This is a genomic window from Bacillus sp. LNXM65 (assembly GCF_002998575.1).
GTDB lineage: Bacteria > Bacillota > Bacilli > Bacillales > Bacillaceae > Bacillus.
On record NZ_PVRB01000008.1, the window covers coordinates 98,866 to 116,578 of the forward strand.

Genomic DNA, 17,713 nt, shown 5'->3' on the forward strand with positions numbered 1-17,713 from the left:
CGTGCGGACAAATGATCTGCTTAAAAGAAGGTGACATCTTTGAAGAAAAAATCCATTTTGCTGCCGCTCACTTTGCTGGCTGTAGCGCTATATGCCATTCTCTCAGGAGGTCAATTTGACATTTGGAAGGATCAAGAGAAATGGTATACACTCATACTGCTTTTTGGCCTCGCTTTCTTATATCAAGGAAAGAAGGAGCAAGAAAGCGCTCATGTGTTTATCGGTATGCTTATGACGGGCCTTTCGCTACACTTTATTCTTCAACCAAAATTAGACCACTGGCCAGACACATTTACGATGATCGTATTCATCGTTGGACTTGCACTCTTTATGAAATCATCTCAGAAAAAAGAATATCGTATTGAAAGTGTTGTTCTCATTGCACTCGGTCTGTTCCTTTATTTCTTTCAGCAAATTACAAAACAGCTAAGTTCCCTTTCGATCCCTACTTCCGGTTTTGAATTGTACTGGCCTTATGTACTGATTGCTGTCAGTCTCCTCTTATTATTTTTAAAAAGGAAATAACTTATACAATAAAAAGGCATCTGTCCATGACAGATGCCTTTTCTTTTAGCTGTTAATCTTCGCAAGGATGGCATTCCAGGCTTCGTCTTTTCCCTTTTTCGTTTCAGAAGAGAACAGGACTAGTTCGTCTGATGGGTCAATGTCGAGTGTCTGTTTGACGACTTTCGCATGTTTTTCCCATTTGCCTTTTGGAATTTTGTCCGCCTTTGTTGCGATGACGATCACGGGAACTCCGTAATATTTCAGGAATTCATACATGTTCACATCATCTACTGATGGCTTATGACGCAGGTCCACAATTTGGACGACTGCTTTTAATTCTTCACGCATTGTAATATACGTTTCGATCATTCTACCCCAGGCTTCGCGCTCTGTCTTTGATACTTTAGCAAAGCCGTAGCCTGGAACGTCCACAAAATGGAGCATATCATTGATGATGTAGAAATTAAGCGTTTGAGTCTTACCTGGTTTAGAAGACGTACGCGCTAAATTTTTACGATTAATCAATGAGTTGATGAACGAGGACTTCCCAACATTTGATCGTCCAGCAAGAGCGATTTCAGGCAGTCCCCCGCTCGGGTACTGCTCTGGTTTTACCGCACTAATGACGATATCTGATTTTGTTACTTTCATCTTCCCTCTCCTACCAACGCTTTCTCAAGCACCTCATCTAAATGTGAGACCGGAATAAAGGTTAGTCCTTCTCTCACACTTTCAGGAATATCATCAATATCCTTCTCATTGTCCTTTGGAAGAATAATGGTTTTCAGTCCTGCGCGATGTGCGCCTAATGCTTTTTCTTTTAGTCCGCCAATTGGAAGCACTCTTCCTCTTAACGTAATCTCTCCTGTCATACCAACCTCTTTTGACACAGGTCGACCTGTGAGGGCTGATACAAGAGCCGTCGCAATGGTGATACCAGCTGATGGCCCGTCCTTTGGAACCGCACCCTCTGGAACATGGATATGAATATCATGCTTTTCATTAAAATTAGGATCAATGTTCAGTTCATCTGCTTTCGAACGAATATAACTGAATGCCGCCTGTGCAGATTCTCTCATGACATCACCAAGCTTCCCTGTTAACAAGAGCTTGCCTTTACCCGGTGAGAGTGATACCTCAATCGACAAGGTGTCTCCGCCAACAGTGGTATACGCAAGTCCTGTGACAACCCCCACTTGGTCTGTCGTTTCAGCCTGGCCATAACGGTAAAGTCTTTTTCCGAGAAATTCAGATAAATTCTTTTCCGTCACCGTGATGCGTTTGCGGTCTTCAGCCACAATCGCTCTTGCCGCTTTTCGGCAAATCGCCGCAAGCTGACGCTCTAATCCACGAACACCCGCTTCTCTTGTGTAATAGCGAATGGTATCATAAATCGCTGCTTCACGAAGCTGCAAGTTCCCTTTCTTTAATCCGTGCTCCTTTAGCTGCTTCGGCAGAAGGTGATCTTTCACAATTTCTGCTTTTTCAACCTCTGTATACCCTGCAATCGTGATAATCTCCATTCTATCACGAAGTGGACCTGGAATGGTTGCTAAATTGTTGGCAGTGGCAATAAATAGCACCTGAGACAAATCAAATGTTTCTTCAATATAGTGATCGCTAAAGTTATGATTTTGCTCTGGGTCTAAGACTTCGAGCATCGCTGAAGATGGATCACCTCTAAAATCAGAGGACATCTTATCGATTTCATCTAAAAGGAACACCGGATTCATCGTTCCTGCCTTGCTCATTCCGCGAATGATACGGCCTGGCATCGCACCTACATACGTTCTTCTATGTCCACGAATCTCAGACTCATCGCGCACACCGCCAAGGGAGATCCGGATAAACTTTCGGTCAAGTGATTTGGCAATGGATTTGGCAAGTGACGTTTTCCCTACCCCAGGAGGTCCTGCTAAGCAAAGAATCGGTCCTTTTAATGAATTGGTCAGCTTCTGTACAGCAAGATATTCAAGCACCCGTTCTTTGACCTTTTCCAGCCCGTGATGCTCATCATCTAAAATTTCACTTGCAAGCTTTAAATCTAGACGATCTTCTGTATAGATGCCCCATGGAAGATTGATCAGCCAATCAATATAATTTCGAATCACAGAGCTCTCAGCAGAGCTTGAAGGAATTTTTTCATAACGGTTCAATTCTTTGAGCGCTGTTTCACGAACAGAATCCGGCATGCTCGACTCTTCGATTTTAGACATTAAAGAACTGACTTCGCCAGTTTTCCCTTCCTTGTCTCCAAGCTCCTTTTGAATGGCTTTCATTTGTTCACGCAAATAATATTCTTTTTGCGTACGTTCCATTGAACGTTTCACGCGTTGCCCGATTTTCTTTTCAATCTCCAGTACTTCTTTTTCATTGTGTATTAAGCTGATGACCCGATTCAGCCGTTTTTTGACATCCACTGTTTCCAGTACTTCTTGTTTGTCCTTTAATTTGAGCGGCAGGTGAGAAGCGACGATATCTGCCATTCTCCCTGGTTCCTCAATATCCGTCACTGTTGCATATGTTTCAGCTGAGATTTTTTTTGAAATTTTTATGTATTGATCAAAGTGATCTAACAATGTGCGCATGAGTGCTTCTGCTTCTGCGTCCTTTAATTCTTCTTCTGCCATTTCTTTTATGTCGACGGACGTATAGTCCTCCAGCTCTACGTATGATTCGATCTGCGCTCGATTTAAGCCTTCAACGAGTACACGAATCGTTCCATTTGGCAGCTTCAGCATTTGTTTAATTTTTGTGTAGGTGCCGACTTTGAAAATTTCCTCTTCACCTGGTTCATCTATTGAAATTTCCCGCTGTGTTGCTAGAAAAATCATATGATCGTTCATCATCGCCTGTTCTAATGCTTGAACAGACTTCTCGCGTCCAACGTCCAAATGCAAGACCATTGTTGGATAAACAAGTAAACCTCGCAATGGAAGGAGCGGAACATTCTTTTTGATTTCATCTGCCATGTTGATTGACACCTCCGTCACTAGTATGAATCATTATAATATACCTGTTTCAGTCTTGTACAATGTAAAAGACTTGAGAAATGTTGATCTTACCGTAGTATACCCTTTCTTTTTATCATGAAAAAGAAAAAAAGATCTATTTCACTAAAAAATCCCCATATGTGATGGGGATTAAACAGATTTTCTTTTCATTTCGTCTTCTAGTCCATCTTTCTTCTCGTCTGGCGGGTTGACCAAACACTGATCCAGCACTTCTTGGAAGTGCTTCACAGGCACAATGGTGACCCCTTCAATCTCTTTTAAGATCGACTGCTGGTTGTCATAAGGAATAATGACGGTTGTGGCACCAGCTTGTTTCGCTGCCTTAATCTTCGGTATCACACCGCCGATCGGCTTCACCTGACCCTGCAATCCGATTTCACCCGTCATGGCTGTCAGATGATCGATCGGGATTTGATGTATGGCTGAGAAGATCGCGGTCGCCATGGCAATCCCAGCAGACGGTCCATCAATAGGGGCACCGCCTGGAAAATTAATATGGATGTCATATTCATTTGTCCGAATGCCTAAATTTCGAAGCACCGTTAATACATTTTCAACTGACCCTTTGGCCATACTTTTTCGTCTAATGGATTTCGACTGATTGCCAATGCTTTCTTCTTCTGCAATGCCTGTAATGTTGATACTGCCTTTTTCAAGCGCCTTACAGATATTCACTTCAATCTCAAGCAGGGCGCCGCTGTTTGGTCCATAAACGGCCAGTCCATTGACTACCCCCACTTTTGGCTTTTCTGGTACTTTTTGTTCATATCTTGGTGTCAGCTGGCTTGAATGAATGACCCATTCTACATCTTCGATCGTGATGTCTTTTCGGTTTTCCGTGACAGCCATACCAGCGGCAATCTGCACCATGTTGACCGCTTCACGTCCATTTTTCACATAGGATGTTAAAAGGTTCAGCCCTTCATCACTTAATTCCTTTTGAATTTTTTGGACAGCCTTGGCAGCGACGATTTTCAGTTCATGCTGGTCAAGGTCCTTAAAGAAAATTTCCAGACACCTTGACCGGATCGCTGGTGGAATTTCGTCAGGCGTTCTTGTCGTGGCACCAATCAATCGAAAATCGGCCGGAAGCCCATTTTGGAAAATATCATGAATGTGATTTGGGATTTGGGTATTTTCTTCACTGTAGTAGGCACTGTCTAAAAAGACTTTCCGATCTTCAAGCACTTTGAGCATTTTGTTCATTTGGATCGGATGCAGCTCGCCAATTTCATCGATAAACAGAACCCCGCCATGAGCATGTGTGACGGCTCCTTGTTTTGGCTGCGGAATGCCTGCCTGTCCCATTGCTCCAGCCCCTTGGTAAATCGGGTCATGCACGGAACCAATGAGCGGGTCTGCGATGCCTCGTTCATCGAATCTCGCGGTTGTGGCATCGAGCTCTACAAAGACCGCATCTTTCTTAAACGGTGAATCAGCGTGACGCTTCGCTTCTTCCATCACAAGACGGGCAGCGGCTGTTTTACCGACTCCCGGTGGTCCGTAGACGATGACATGCTGAGGATTCGGCCCGCATAGTGCCGCTTTTAGTGCACGAATGCCGTCTTCCTGCCCTACAATATCTTGAAACCCCTTTGGCCGGACTCTCTCTGATAAAGGTTCACTCAGCTTGATTGACCGCATCTTTCTGAGTGCTTCCATTTCTTTCTTTGACTCTTTGTCTATCGTCACCTTTTGTGTGCGCTGATTTCGCAGTAAGTTCCAAAAGTACAGCCCGATGACGATACCAAAGAACAGCTGTATGAATAATACGATTCCTGTCCAGCTCAATCGGTGCTCCCTCCTTCATCTATCGTATGTATTGGTTTCTGTCTGCTAGTATTTCCTAGAGCTGGACGGAATAAACACAACTTCCACGATAAATAAAAAACTCCTGAATCAAAAAGATTCAGGAGTGAGACTACCCTTATGCAGATGTTTTCGTATCTTTATTGACGACTGTGCCGTCCTTTAACACAAGACGCGGCGACTCGCCATCGGCAACCGTTGCACCAGTGATCACACATTTTTCAATATCATCACGTGATGGAAGGTCAAACATCACATCAAGCATGATGCCTTCAATGATTGAACGTAGACCACGAGCTCCTGTTTTACGCTCAATTGCTTTTTTCGCAATTTCGCTAAGAGCATCTTCTTCAAACTCAAGCTCTACATCATCAAGCTCAAGCATTTTTGTATACTGCTTAACGAGCGCATTCTTAGGCTTCGTCAAGATCTCTACAAGTGCTTTTTCATCTAACGGCTCTAGGCTTGCAATAACCGGTAGACGACCGATGAATTCCGGGATTAAACCGAAGCGAAGCAAGTCTTCTGGGAGTACTTTTGATAGAAGGACTTCTTTTTCAAGATCTTCGATTTTATTTTCCGCACCGAATCCAATGACTTTTTGACCTAGGCGGCGTTTGATGATTTGCTCAATGCCGTCAAAGGCTCCACCACAAATAAAGAGGATATTTGTTGTATCGATTTGAATGAATTCTTGATGAGGATGCTTACGTCCACCTTGAGGCGGTACACTAGCGACAGTTCCTTCAAGAATTTTCAATAGTGCTTGCTGAACACCTTCCCCAGATACATCACGAGTGATAGAAGGGTTTTCTGATTTTCTTGCTACTTTATCGATTTCATCGATGTAGATAATGCCTTTTTCCGCTTTTTCTACATCATAATCGGCTGCTTGGATCAGCTTTAGTAAAATATTCTCTACGTCTTCACCAACATAACCTGCTTCAGTTAATGATGTTGCATCTGCAATCGCAAATGGCACATTTAAAATACGAGCAAGCGTTTGAGCAAGTAAAGTTTTACCGCTTCCTGTTGGCCCAATCATAGAGATATTACTTTTTGAAAGCTCAACATCATCAATCTTGCTGTTGGAATTGATCCGTTTGTAGTGGTTATACACCGCTACAGCTAAGGATTTCTTCGCATTTTCTTGTCCGATGACATATTCATCAAGAATCTCCCGAATTTCATGAGGCTTCGGAACATCCTTGAATTCAACTTCTTCCTCAGTGCCGAGCTCTTCTTCAACTATTTCCGTGCAAAGCTCGATACATTCATCACATATATATACGCCAGGTCCTGCGACCAGTTTACGCACTTGATCTTGCGTTTTTCCGCAAAACGAGCATTTTAATTGACCTTTTTCCTCGTTGAATTTAAACATTCTTTCACCCCTTATTCTTCTTCACTTGCCTGTAGCTAACAGTCAGCTACCTTTCTGGGTCCAGTATGTATGCATTTTACCATACTTTCCTAAAAGACGGTAATGATGTGTTTCTAACACTGCACATTGAGATATGTATAACAGAAAGATGCGACTTACACTATCGTTTCCAAAAGAAGCGATGATAAGTCAAAAATTGTACAAAACAAGGCACGAGTCACTCGCGCCCTGTTTTATTATTATGCACCATATTAACGGTTTTCTACAAGAAAATCAATTGCTTTGCGAACTTTTAGATCTTCTTTCATTGCGTCAGTAGATCCGATCGCTTGTTTGATATTTTCAATTGGCATGTTGTATGCTTCAGCCATTTTTGAAAGTTCTTCTTCTACTTCTTCATCAGACACTTGTAAGTTTTCTGCAGCAGCAATTGCTTCAAGTGTTAGGTTAGATTTCACGCGTTTAGCAGCATCTTCTTTCATTTGCTCTTTCAGCGCATTTTCATCTTGTCCTGAGAATTGGAAGTAAAGCTCAAGGTTCATTCCTTGCATTTGAAGGCGTTGTTCGAATTCTTTCATCATACGGTCTAGCTCTGTGTCAACCATCGCTTGTGGGATGTCAACTTCCGCATTTTCAGAAGCTTTCTCCACTAGCTCTTCGCGAAGTTTACCTTCTGCTTCGTTTTCTTTCGCTTCTTCAAGACGTTTCTTCGTTTTTTCAGTTAGTTCAGCAAGAGTTTCTACTTCTTCATCAACATCTTTCGCGAACTCATCGTCAAGTGCTGGAAGTTCTTTTGCTTTGATTTCGTGAATTTTCACTTTGAATACAGCTGGTTTACCTGCAAGGTCTTCAGCATGATATTCTTCTGGGAAAGTGACTTCTACGTCTTTTTCAGCGCCTGCTTCAAGACCAACTAACTGCTCTTCGAAACCAGGGATGAATGAACCTGAACCTACTTCAAGAGAGTAGTTTTCAGCTTTTCCGCCTTCGAATGCTTCTCCATCAACGAATCCTTCGAAATCAAGCACAACTGTATCGCCGTTTTCGATTGCGCCTTCTTCTTTGACAACAAGCTCAGCTTGACGGTTTTGCATGCCTTTTAACTCTTCTTGTACATCTTCATCAGTGACAGTAGCGTCGTCTTTTTCTACGTTAAGACCTTTGTAGTCACCAAGTTTCACTTCAGGCTTCACTGTTACTTTTGCAGTGAAGATTAAGCTTTCGCCTTTTTCGATTTTCTCAACATCGATTTCAGGGCGGTCAACTGGCTCGATACCAGCTTCGTCGATTGCTTTTGGATATTCAACTGGAAGAAGAATATCTAATGCATCTTGATAAAGAGATTCTACACCAAAACGCTGTTCGAAAAGACCACGTGGTACTTTCCCTTTACGGAATCCAGGGATCGATACTTGCTTGACAACCTTCTTAAACGCATCATCAAGTGCTTTGTTAAATGTTTCAGCATCAACTTCTACAGTTAGGACGCCTTCGTTACCTTCTTGTTTTTCCCATTTTACTGACATGTGTGTTTCCCTCCAAAAATCTATTCAGATTGTGCGTTGTTACATTCTAAAGCATCATAAAGACTTCGTCCAATCAAAAACCACGCACGCCGCTCAAGAAGCGGTATTATGTATACAACATTTGACTTGATTATACATATCGTCTTTCAACCGTTGGAATCTACAACTGCACGATATATGCACAAATACAACCATTATATTATAACATAACAAGTCCGTCTTTCAACTAAATCGACAAATTACAAATAAGAAATTTCTTCAATATCTTTCAGCATTGTGCAAGCTTCTCTCAGCTCTCGTTCATTAAATTCATACAATAGATGCAATTCTTCGAGGTCAATCTCAATCCCGTGCATTTCATAGCCGACTTTATGAAGTGCTGCTGCCCAAAGATTCGGATCTGTGTATTTAGGAAGAAATGGATAAAGGACAAATAAGTGCCGGCGCCATAACTCTTCCACGCCTTGGTAAAGGGTTGGGTTCTCATTGCCGAGTGTGTCATCGAGCTTACGAAGGACTTGCTGAAGTAGCGGCATCTGCTCTGGCTTAACAGCCTCAGAAGGAACAAGCGTTAAAGAATCACCGAATTTCGTCACATGAACCGGCTTTGCCACATCATGATCTGACAGAAGCTGCAGGATTAATGATTTGACTAAAGGGTTTCCATCAGGCTTTTGTAAGATCGTATTTAATAGACCCATGTGTGGTGTGATGTTCCGGTCTTTCAACGAATGGATGAACTGCACCTGCTCTTCTGGCCGCTCAAGCATATCATCTATATTGATTTCGCCGGCGTCCTCCTCATCTTCATCTAAAATCTGTTCAGGCGATTCAATCATTTTTCTACTAAATTCGAGCAGCTTGTAAAAATGCTCCGCGCTTTCTGCTGGAAGGTGGTTTTCCTCAAGTACTGCCTCAATTGTCTGCTTCACTTCTTCATATTCTTTCAGCTGAATTAAAATCGTCATATACACTTGAAGCACGGTGAAGTAATGACCATATCCCTCATGCAGCATCTTTTCACAAACACGCTTTGCATCCTGCAGCTCGCCCAGCTCCAGAAAACAAATCGCCATGCCGAGGTGAATATCGGATTCTTCATCGTCATCATAAGATTTCGCTTCTGAAAACAAGTGAAGCGCCTCTTGATACTGTTTATCTTTTAATGCTGCCATTCCTTTTTCAATCAGTCTTTCTTTCAGACCAGGAAACAAAATGACATTATCTTTCTTCTTGTCATGTTTCATGCTTACGTTCCTTTCGGGCGCATATTTTTTATCAGTTTACCAACGAAGGTTAGTAAACACAAGTAACGAGAGGTTTTCATGCAAAAAAGAAGCCGTCACACCTCGGGCGGACGGCTTCTTGTTGTTTACGCACGCAGCCAGCTGCTGCGCTTATCTTCAAATGCTTGAATGTCATCTTCTAGTAGTAAAGTTAATGAGATCTCATCATAGCCATTCAGGAGCATTTCTCTCCAGTGAGGATCCACATCAAAAGGAGTGATATTCCCTTCATGATCTTCTATTTGCTGTTTTTCCAGATCAACCGTCATCTCATACCCTTTGTTCTCATATGACGCAGCGAATGTTTTCCACACATCATAATCAAGACGAATCGGAAGCATCCCATTTTTAAAGCAGTTTTGGTGAAAAATATCTGCGAATGATGGTGCGATGACAATTTTGAAACCATAATCATCAAGTGCCCAAGGGGCATGTTCCCTTGATGATCCGCAGCCAAAGTTTTCTCCTGCGATCAAAATGGATGCTCCTTCATAAATCGGCTGATTCAGCTCGAAATCAGGATTTGGGCTGCCATCGGCTAAATACCGCCAGTCGAAAAAGGCAAACCGGCCATATCCTGTTCGTTCAATTCTTTTCAAAAATTGCTTCGGAATAATTTGATCTGTATCTACGTTGATACGGTTAAGCACAGCGGCTTTCCCTTTGTGTGTGACTAAAGGCTCCATCTATGACAACTCCTTACACGACTGTTTTCTCTTGATTAAACTTCCTGACATCGACAAATCGGCCATGTATTGCAGCCATTGCAGCCATTGCCGGGCTGACAAGATGCGTTCTCGCACCTTTTCCTTGACGTCCCTCAAAGTTACGGTTTGATGTGGATGCGCAGCGTTCGCCTTCTGGTACCACATCGTTATTCATGCTAAGACACATACTGCAGCCAGATTCTCTCCATTCAAATCCTGCTTCAAGGAAGATTTCATGAAGACCTTCTTCTTCTGCTTGCAATTTGACGCTTTGAGAGCCAGGCACGACAATCGCTCTGACATGATCAGCTACCTTTTGTCCTTCTATCATAGAAGCTGCTTGGCGTAAATCAGTCATTCTTGAGTTTGTACATGAGCCGATAAACACATGCTCAATCGTAATATCTTCAATACGCTGATGCGGATGAACACCCATGTATTCGTACGCACGAATCGCTTCTTTTTGATCATCCTCTTGTGCAAAATCCTCAGGTCCTGGGATCGACGCATCTACAGGCAGCACCATTCCTGGGTTAATTCCCCATGTGACCATTGGTGAAATCTCATTCCCATCTAAAACAATCGTTTTATCATAGGTTGCACCTAGATCTGTTTTAAGTTCTTCCCATTCTTTAATCGCTGCTTCGAAGTCTTCTCCCTGCGGTGCATATTTGCGGCCGCGGCAATATTCAAAGGTGACTTCATCAGGTGCAATCAATCCTGCTCTTGCGCCTGCTTCAATCGACATATTACAAACCGTCATGCGTTCATCCATCGTCATGTTTCTGAATACTTCCCCAGTGTATTCAATCACATAACCTGATCCGAACTTCACGCCATGCGCACCAATGACTGCTAAAATGACATCTTTGGCCGTTACCCCTTTTTGCAGCTTTCCGTCTACTCTAATTTCTAATGTTTTCGGACGCTGCTGCCAAAGCGTTTGTGTGGAAAGTACATGTTCAACCTCACTTGTACCGATTCCAAAAGCAAGTGCGCCAAACGCGCCATGAGTTGATGTATGACTATCTCCGCAAACGATTGTTTTCCCTGGCAGTGTCAACCCAAGCTCCGGTCCAACAACATGGACGATCCCTTGATCTACACTGTGAAGGTCAGCTAGACGGACACCAAATTCAGCACAGTTGCGCTCTAGAGCACTCACTTGTTTTTTAGCAATCTCATCTTTGATCACAAATCGATTCACAGTCGGGATATTGTGATCCATGGTCGCAAACGTGTTTTGAGGTCTTCTCACCTTGCGCCCTTTTTGTCTTAATCCTTCAAATGCTTGAGGTGATGTCACTTCATGCACCAAGTGCAGATCAATATATAAAAGGTCTGGTTTCCCCTCGCCGCTTTTGACAACGTGCTGATCCCATATTTTTTCGATGATTGTTCGAGGCATAACCCTTTTCCTCCCTCTACCTAATTCCACAAGATTCTATTTATACAATTGTTTTCACGCGCTGCTTGAGTGCGTCTACAACTGCATGAGTGATTTCTTCAGTTGTTTGATACGTTCCCTCTTTTGCCGATAAGTCCTTTGTTCGTTTGCCAGAGGCAAGAACAGCTTCCACAGCTTCTTCTATTGCAGCCGCTTCTTCTTCTAACGCAAAAGATGTTCTAAGCAAGCTAGCTGCCGACAAAATGGTTGCTAGAGGGTTTGCGACGTTTTGCCCCGCAATATCGGGTGCTGAACCATGAATCGGCTCATATAAATGGAGGCCAGTACTTGATAGACTGGCAGATGGCAGCATACCGAGTGACCCAGTAATCATTGAAGCCTCGTCACTTAAAATGTCACCAAACATATTCTCTGTCACAATGACATCAAATTGAGCAGGCTTATAAATCAGCTGCATGGCGGCATTATCAACGAGCATGTGCTCATATTCGACGTCTGGATATTGAGAAGCCACTTCTTCTACCGCATCCCGCCATAGTTTACTAGAAGCAAGAACATTCGCTTTATCCACAGACGTTACTTTTTTCCGTCTCGTTAAGGCCATGTCGAATGCTTCTTTTAATACACGGACAATCTCTTGCTTTGTATAAAGAAGCGTATCAACCGCAGCTTCTTTTCCTTCTTCATCCGTGTAACGCTCGCTTGGTTCACCAAAATAGAGACCGCCTGTTAATTCACGAACGATGACAAAATCGACTCCGCTAATGTGATCCTGTTTTAACGGTGACGCCTCGCTTAAGCTATCGAACACTTTGACAGGACGAATGTTTGCAAATAAGTCCAGTTGTTTACGAATAGCGAGCAAGCCTTTTTCCGGACGAAGCTCTGGCGGGTTTTGATCCCATTTTGGTCCGCCGACTGCTCCTAATAAAATCGCATCAGCGCTCTTGCATACATCAACCGTTTCTTTTGGGAGCGGATTGTTTTTTTCATCTATTGCGATACCGCCAATGAGCGCCGTTTCGAATTCGAATTCGTGTTGAAATTGAGCCGCTGTCTCTTTGAGGACAGCGACCGCTGATGTCACAACTTCCGGTCCGATTCCATCGCCGGGCAAAAGTGCAATTTTCTTTTTCATGAGAACCTACCTCCTTTCCTATGAAATCGCGTGATGTTTCTCAATTTCAATGAGATTTGATTTAAAGATTAAATGCCTGTTTACTGCATTGACGTAGGCTTTCGCCGATGCTTCCAGCACATCTTGCGCCACACCGCGTCCAGCTGTTTCTTTTCCTTCTATTGAAACAGTGACGTATACTTCCGCTAGTGCATCTCTGCCTTTTCCATTCGATTGAATACGGTAGTCTAGCAAATGAATTCTTTCCTCCATACAGCGCTCCAGCGTGTTGTACACAGCTTCTACACTGCCTGCGCCTGTAGCTGCTTCTTGAATGACTTCCTGCGTTTCTTGATTTTTCAGAGAGACCGTTGCTGTTGGCATTTGTTCTGTTCCATAGTGCACTTGAAGACTTTCAAATTCGTAGCCAATTTTTCGGTCTGCTACTTTTTCTTCTAATATAATAGAGATCAAATCATCATCAGTGATTTCTTTTTTCTTCTCCGTCAAGTTCTTGAAGGTTTCGAAGAACTTATTGATTTCTTCTTCTGTTAGTTTAAAGCCTAGCGTTTTCATACGGTCTTTAAACGCATGTCTTCCGGAGTGTTTCCCAAGGACAAGTACATCTGTTGTCACACCGACAAGCTCTGGAGATATGATTTCATAGGTTGTTTTTTCTTTGAGGAAACCATCTTGGTGAATACCTGATTCATGTGCAAAAGCGTTGTTGCCAACGACTGCTTTATTGCGCGGTACAATCATTCCTGAGTATTTGCTCACTACATCACTTGTACGCTTAATTTCATTCAATTGAATCGTTGATTCGACCTGGTAGAAGTCTTTTCGAATATGAAGAGCGACTGCAATTTCTTCTAAAGCGGCATTCCCTGCACGTTCTCCAATTCCGTTAACAGCTGTTTCAATTTGATTTGCTCCATTTTCAATGGCTGCAAGTGAGTTTGCTACAGCCATTCCTAGATCATCATGACAGTGAGCAGACAAATTGACGCGGTCGATATTTGGAACGTGTTCCTTCATATATTTAAAGATATTGCCGTACTCTTTTGGCGCTAAGTATCCAACTGTATCTGGCAAGTTAATGACACTTGCCCCAGCGTCAATGACCTTCTCTACAATTTCTGCTAAGAAAGCTAGATCTGTACGACACGCATCTTCTGCGGACCACTGGACAACCGGAAAACGTTCTTTCGCGTATTTCACCATTGAGACAGCCTGTTCTACGACTTCTTCACGTGTTTTCTTTAGTTTATGCTTCAGATGAATATCAGAAGTAGCGATAAAGATATGAATTCTTGGTTCCACTCCATCTTTTAACGCTTCCCATGCAGCATCGATGTCACCTTTCACACATCGTGCAAGACCAGCAACTGAACAGTTTTTGATCGTTCTAGCAATTTCTTGTACGCCTAAGAAATCCCCTCGGGATGAAGCGGGAAAACCCGCTTCAATGATATTAACCCCAAGGCGCTCAAGCTGCTTTGCAATGATTAGCTTTTCTTGTGCATTTAAGTTCACTCCTGGTGATTGCTCTCCATCTCGAAGTGTTGTGTCAAAAAAATTAATTTTCCGCACCGACGCTCACCGCTTCCTTTTTCTTTCCTTGTTTGACGAAAGGCATCATTTCACGAAGCTTTCTTCCGACGATTTCAATTTGGTGCTCATTTTCATTTGCATTGATCGCATTGAAACGTGGACGATTCACTTGGTTTTCAACAATCCATTCTTTTGCAAATGTTCCGTTTTGGATATCAGTCAAGACGGCTTTCATAGATTCTTTTACGTTTGCATCCACAACGCGTGGTCCTGATACGAAGTCACCCCATTGTGCTGTATCAGAGATTGAATATCTCATGCCTTCTAATCCTTCTTCATACATTAGGTCAACAATTAATTTCAGTTCATGCAGACACTCGAAGTATGCAAGCTCTGGCTGATAACCAGCTTCTGTTAACGTTTCGAAACCTGCTTTCACTAGTGAAGTAAGACCTCCACAAAGGACCGCTTGCTCACCGAATAGATCCGTTTCCGTTTCTTCTTTAAATGTTGTTTCAAGGACGCCTGCTCTTGCTCCGCCGATTGCTTTTGCATAAGCAAGTGCTTTGTCTTTCGCTTGGCCAGATACATCTTGATAGATAGCAAATAGGGCAGGTACACCAGCGCCTTGTTCATATGTTCTTCTCACAAGATGTCCTGGACCTTTTGGAGCCACAAGATACACATCTACGTCACTTGGAGGAACAATTTGATGGAAGTGAACGTTGAATCCGTGTGCGAAAACAAGTGAGTTGCCTGCTTCTAATTGATCTTTGATTTCTTCGTCATATACTTTCTTTTGCTGCTCATCTGGTAGTAGTACCATGACGACATCTGCTTGTGCTGCCGCTTCTTTTACTGTGAATACTTGATGGCCGTCTTCTTGTGCTTTTGTATAAGATCCGCCTTTTCTCACGCCGACGATCACATCTACGCCGCTTTCTTTTAAGTTCAATGCATGTGCATGACCTTGTGATCCATACCCAATGATAGCAACCTTTTGACCATTTAATACGTTTTCTTGAATATCACCGTTATAATATACTTTTACCATTTGACTCTCTCCTTTTGTTTAGACAATTGAAATTGTTTTATTTGATTGCGGCTTTTGCTGATTATCTCTCGCAAAGGCCGTGGTGCCAGTTCTGGCGACTTCTTTAATGCCGTATGGCTTAAGTAATTCAATGAGTGCTTCAATTTTTGAAGACTCACCTGTCACCTGAATGACGACACTCTCCCTGCTTACATCTACAATAGAAGCTCTAAACGGTTCAATGACCCCTGTGATCTCCATTCTAGATGCCGGTGCAGAAACGACTTTTATCAAAGCCAGCTCTCGCTGAACGATTGATTGGTTTGTAATGTCTGTTACTTTGAGAACATCAATTTGCTTGTTCAGCTGTTTTGTCAGCTGTTCGATGTCTTTCTCTTGGTCTACATGGACGACGAACGTGATGCGTGATACATCTTGAATCTCAGAATGGCCGACCGTAATGCTTTCAATGTTGTAGTGTCTTTTGGTAAAAAGGCCAGTGATTCGGTTCAGTACGCCTGATCGATTTAATACAGTCAACACAATAATTCTTTTCAAGGTTTCACCCCCACCATCTCATGAAGTCCTTTCCCCGGTGCGACCATCGGGAATACTTTTTCATCTCTCGCTACATTGACATCGATGAAAACAGGCTCTCTAGAGGTTAACGCTTCTTCAAGCTTTTCTTTCGCCTCTTCGTCTGATGAGATTCTGATTCCTTTAATGCCATAAGCTTCAGATAATTTAACGAAGTCTGGCTGATCTGAAAATTTAGAATATGAGTAGCGTTCTTCGTAGAAAATTTCTTGCCATTGTCTTACCATTCCAAGGCTGTGATTATTCAGAACAATCACTTTCACTGGAAGGTTCAGCTCACGGATAACGGCAAGTTCTTGCAGGGTCATTTGGAAACCTCCGTCTCCTAAAATCGCCACAACCGTTGCCTCTTGATCAGCCAGCTGAGCGCCAATGGCTGCCGGTAAACCGAAGCCCATCGTACCAAGGCCGCCAGATGTGACCCACTTATCTGCATTTTCAAATGGATAGAACTGCGCTGCCCACATTTGATGCTGTCCGACATCAGTTGCCACAATGGCTTCACCTTTTGTGAATTGATGAATGTATTCAATCAGCTTTTGAGGTTTAAAGCCTTCTGCTTCGTTTTCAACGTACCAGAGCGGATATTCTGCCTTCCACTCATCTAATTGGTTTTTCCATTCATTTGATTCCCCTTGCTTCCCGTCTTGCTTGATCAGCTCTTCAAGGACTAGCTTACTGTCTCCAACAACCGGGATATGGGTATGAATGTTCTTGCCAATTTCCGCTGGATCGATATCAATATGTGCTACCTTCGCATGTTTCGCAAAGTGATTGAGGTTGCCAGTTACCCTGTCATCGAATCTTGCACCGATGGAAATGAGCAGATCACATTGGTGAAGGGCCATATTCGCCGCATATGTGCCATGCATACCAGCCATCCCTAGAAATAGAGGATGCTTTGCTGGGAATCCGCCAAGTCCAAGCAGTGTATGAGCGACTGGGATTTGCTGCTGCTCTACATACTGCCTTAATTCTTCAGATGCTTTGCCATGAAGAACGCCAGCTCCTGCTAGAATGACTGGTTTCTTCGCTCTACTTACAGCTTCTACTAATTTGCGAATTTGCAAATAGTTCGGCTCGACTTTTGGCTGATAACCAGGTAAATCAATTGGCTGATCATATTCAAACGTTCCTTCAATGCCTGCCACATCTTTTGGAATATCAATCAAGACTGGACCAGGTCTGCCTGTTGTTGCGATGTGGAACGCCTCTTTAATGACACCCGGTAATTCCTCTGGATTTCTTACTTGGTAGCTGTGCTTTGTGATTGGCATTGTGATGCCGAGCACATCTGCTTCCTGGAAAGCATCCGATCCAATGACTGAGGTTGCCACCTGTCCTGTGAAGACAACAAGAGGAAGTGAATCAATCATTGCATCTGCAATTCCTGTGACAAGGTTTGTCGCTCCAGGTCCTGATGTTGCAATGACAACACCCGGTTTGCCAGATACTCTTGCGTATCCTTCTGCTGCGTGAATCGCTCCCTGCTCATGCCTTGGCAGAACATGAAATAAACCAGAATCATAAATTTTATCGTAGATCGGTAAAACCGCTCCGCCTGGATATCCGAAAATGACTTCTACTTTTTCTCTTTTGAGTGCTTCAATTAACATGAGTGCACCGTTCATCGTTTGTGGTGCTTTAGATGTTTCCGTCTCCACTTGTACATTTGTCCCCATTTGATTTCCTCCTCTTTGTCTTGCTTCAGTCAAGTCTTTTCACCCTTTTCTATTCAAGATCGAGATTTTAGACCATATAAAAAAGCCTT

Annotated in this window: 14 protein-coding genes; 1 reads left to right on the forward strand and 13 read right to left on the reverse strand. The window is 43.0% G+C overall.

Translation table 11 applies throughout. The annotated features are described in order from the left end of the window. Positions 1-39: 39 nt before the first annotated feature. Positions 40-525, forward strand: a complete 486-nt coding sequence (locus C6Y03_RS16065; protein ID WP_060596895.1) for a hypothetical protein — start codon at positions 40-42, stop codon at positions 523-525. Positions 526-570: 45 nt separating this feature from the next. Here the strand turns inward: C6Y03_RS16065 and yihA are convergent, their stop codons facing one another. The 13 genes from yihA to ilvB all read right to left on the reverse strand — a co-directional run bounded on the left by yihA (position 571) and on the right by ilvB (position 17,624). Beyond that, a complete protein-coding gene (gene yihA / locus C6Y03_RS16070; RefSeq protein ID WP_034661689.1) occupies positions 571-1,158 on the reverse strand; it encodes a ribosome biogenesis GTP-binding protein YihA/YsxC in 588 nt (195 codons plus the stop codon). Then, on the reverse strand, positions 1,155-3,479 hold the full coding sequence (gene lon / locus C6Y03_RS16075; protein WP_106031228.1) for an endopeptidase La: 2,325 nt from the start codon (positions 3,477-3,479) through the stop codon (positions 1,155-1,157). Before lon ends, yihA begins: the two co-directional genes overlap by 4 nt. 171 nt (positions 3,480-3,650) lie before the next feature. Next, positions 3,651-5,312, reverse strand: a complete 1,662-nt coding sequence (gene lonB, locus C6Y03_RS16080; protein WP_012010784.1) for an ATP-dependent protease LonB — start codon at positions 5,310-5,312, stop codon at positions 3,651-3,653. Between the two features lie 136 nt (positions 5,313-5,448). Next, entirely contained in the window at positions 5,449-6,714 is a 1,266-nt protein-coding gene (clpX, locus tag C6Y03_RS16085; protein ID WP_012010785.1) for an ATP-dependent protease ATP-binding subunit ClpX, read from the reverse strand. 251 nt (positions 6,715-6,965) lie between these two features. Then, positions 6,966-8,240: a trigger factor gene (tig, locus tag C6Y03_RS16090; RefSeq protein ID WP_034661695.1), complete on the reverse strand. Its 1,275-nt coding sequence runs from the start codon at positions 8,238-8,240 to the stop codon at positions 6,966-6,968. 239 nt (positions 8,241-8,479) lie between these two features. Beyond that, a complete protein-coding gene (ddcA, locus tag C6Y03_RS16095; protein WP_066030586.1) occupies positions 8,480-9,487 on the reverse strand; it encodes a DNA damage checkpoint antagonist DdcA in 1,008 nt (335 codons plus the stop codon). 125 nt (positions 9,488-9,612) lie between these two features. Next, positions 9,613-10,212: a 3-isopropylmalate dehydratase small subunit gene (gene leuD / locus C6Y03_RS16100; RefSeq protein ID WP_060596899.1), complete on the reverse strand. Its 600-nt coding sequence runs from the start codon at positions 10,210-10,212 to the stop codon at positions 9,613-9,615. Positions 10,213-10,225: 13 nt separating this feature from the next. Further along, positions 10,226-11,641 (reverse strand): 3-isopropylmalate dehydratase large subunit, encoded by a 1,416-nt coding sequence (leuC, locus tag C6Y03_RS16105; protein WP_106039619.1) that lies wholly within the window; start codon positions 11,639-11,641, stop codon positions 10,226-10,228. A gap of 40 nt (positions 11,642-11,681) precedes the next feature. Next, complete coding sequence (leuB, locus tag C6Y03_RS16110) at positions 11,682-12,779, reverse strand: 3-isopropylmalate dehydrogenase (protein ID WP_106039620.1); 1,098 nt, start codon at positions 12,777-12,779, stop codon at positions 11,682-11,684. 18 nt (positions 12,780-12,797) lie between these two features. After that, complete coding sequence (locus C6Y03_RS16115; protein WP_034661703.1) at positions 12,798-14,351, reverse strand: 2-isopropylmalate synthase; 1,554 nt, start codon at positions 14,349-14,351, stop codon at positions 12,798-12,800. After that, on the reverse strand, positions 14,338-15,366 hold the full coding sequence (ilvC, locus tag C6Y03_RS16120) for a ketol-acid reductoisomerase (protein WP_034661704.1): 1,029 nt from the start codon (positions 15,364-15,366) through the stop codon (positions 14,338-14,340). Before ilvC ends, C6Y03_RS16115 begins: the two co-directional genes overlap by 14 nt. A gap of 18 nt (positions 15,367-15,384) precedes the next feature. Then, positions 15,385-15,903, reverse strand: a complete 519-nt coding sequence (gene ilvN, locus C6Y03_RS16125) for an acetolactate synthase small subunit (protein ID WP_034661705.1) — start codon at positions 15,901-15,903, stop codon at positions 15,385-15,387. After that, on the reverse strand, positions 15,900-17,624 hold the full coding sequence (ilvB, locus tag C6Y03_RS16130; RefSeq protein ID WP_106039621.1) for an acetolactate synthase large subunit: 1,725 nt from the start codon (positions 17,622-17,624) through the stop codon (positions 15,900-15,902). The genes ilvN and ilvB overlap by 4 nt, the downstream gene beginning before the upstream one ends. Positions 17,625-17,713 lie beyond the last annotated feature (89 nt).

Excerpts from the sequence above, each read along its gene's own strand:
- yihA (WP_034661689.1), bottom strand. The coding sequence starts at position 1,158 with ATGAAAGTAACAAAATCAGATATCGTCATTAGTGCGGTAAAACCAGAG.
- lon (WP_106031228.1), bottom strand. The coding sequence starts at position 3,479 with ATGGCAGATGAAATCAAAAAGAATGTTCCGCTCCTTCCATTGCGAGGT.
- clpX (WP_012010785.1), bottom strand. The coding sequence starts at position 6,714 with ATGTTTAAATTCAACGAGGAAAAAGGTCAATTAAAATGCTCGTTTTGC.
- tig (WP_034661695.1), bottom strand. The coding sequence starts at position 8,240 with ATGTCAGTAAAATGGGAAAAACAAGAAGGTAACGAAGGCGTCCTAACT.
- ddcA (WP_066030586.1), bottom strand. The coding sequence starts at position 9,487 with ATGAAACATGACAAGAAGAAAGATAATGTCATTTTGTTTCCTGGTCTG.
- leuD (WP_060596899.1), bottom strand. The coding sequence starts at position 10,212 with ATGGAGCCTTTAGTCACACACAAAGGGAAAGCCGCTGTGCTTAACCGT.
- leuC (WP_106039619.1), bottom strand. The coding sequence starts at position 11,641 with ATGCCTCGAACAATCATCGAAAAAATATGGGATCAGCACGTTGTCAAA.
- leuB (WP_106039620.1), bottom strand. The coding sequence starts at position 12,779 with ATGAAAAAGAAAATTGCACTTTTGCCCGGCGATGGAATCGGACCGGAA.
- ilvC (WP_034661704.1), bottom strand. The coding sequence starts at position 15,366 with ATGGTAAAAGTATATTATAACGGTGATATTCAAGAAAACGTATTAAAT.
- ilvB (WP_106039621.1), bottom strand. The coding sequence starts at position 17,624 with ATGGGGACAAATGTACAAGTGGAGACGGAAACATCTAAAGCACCACAA.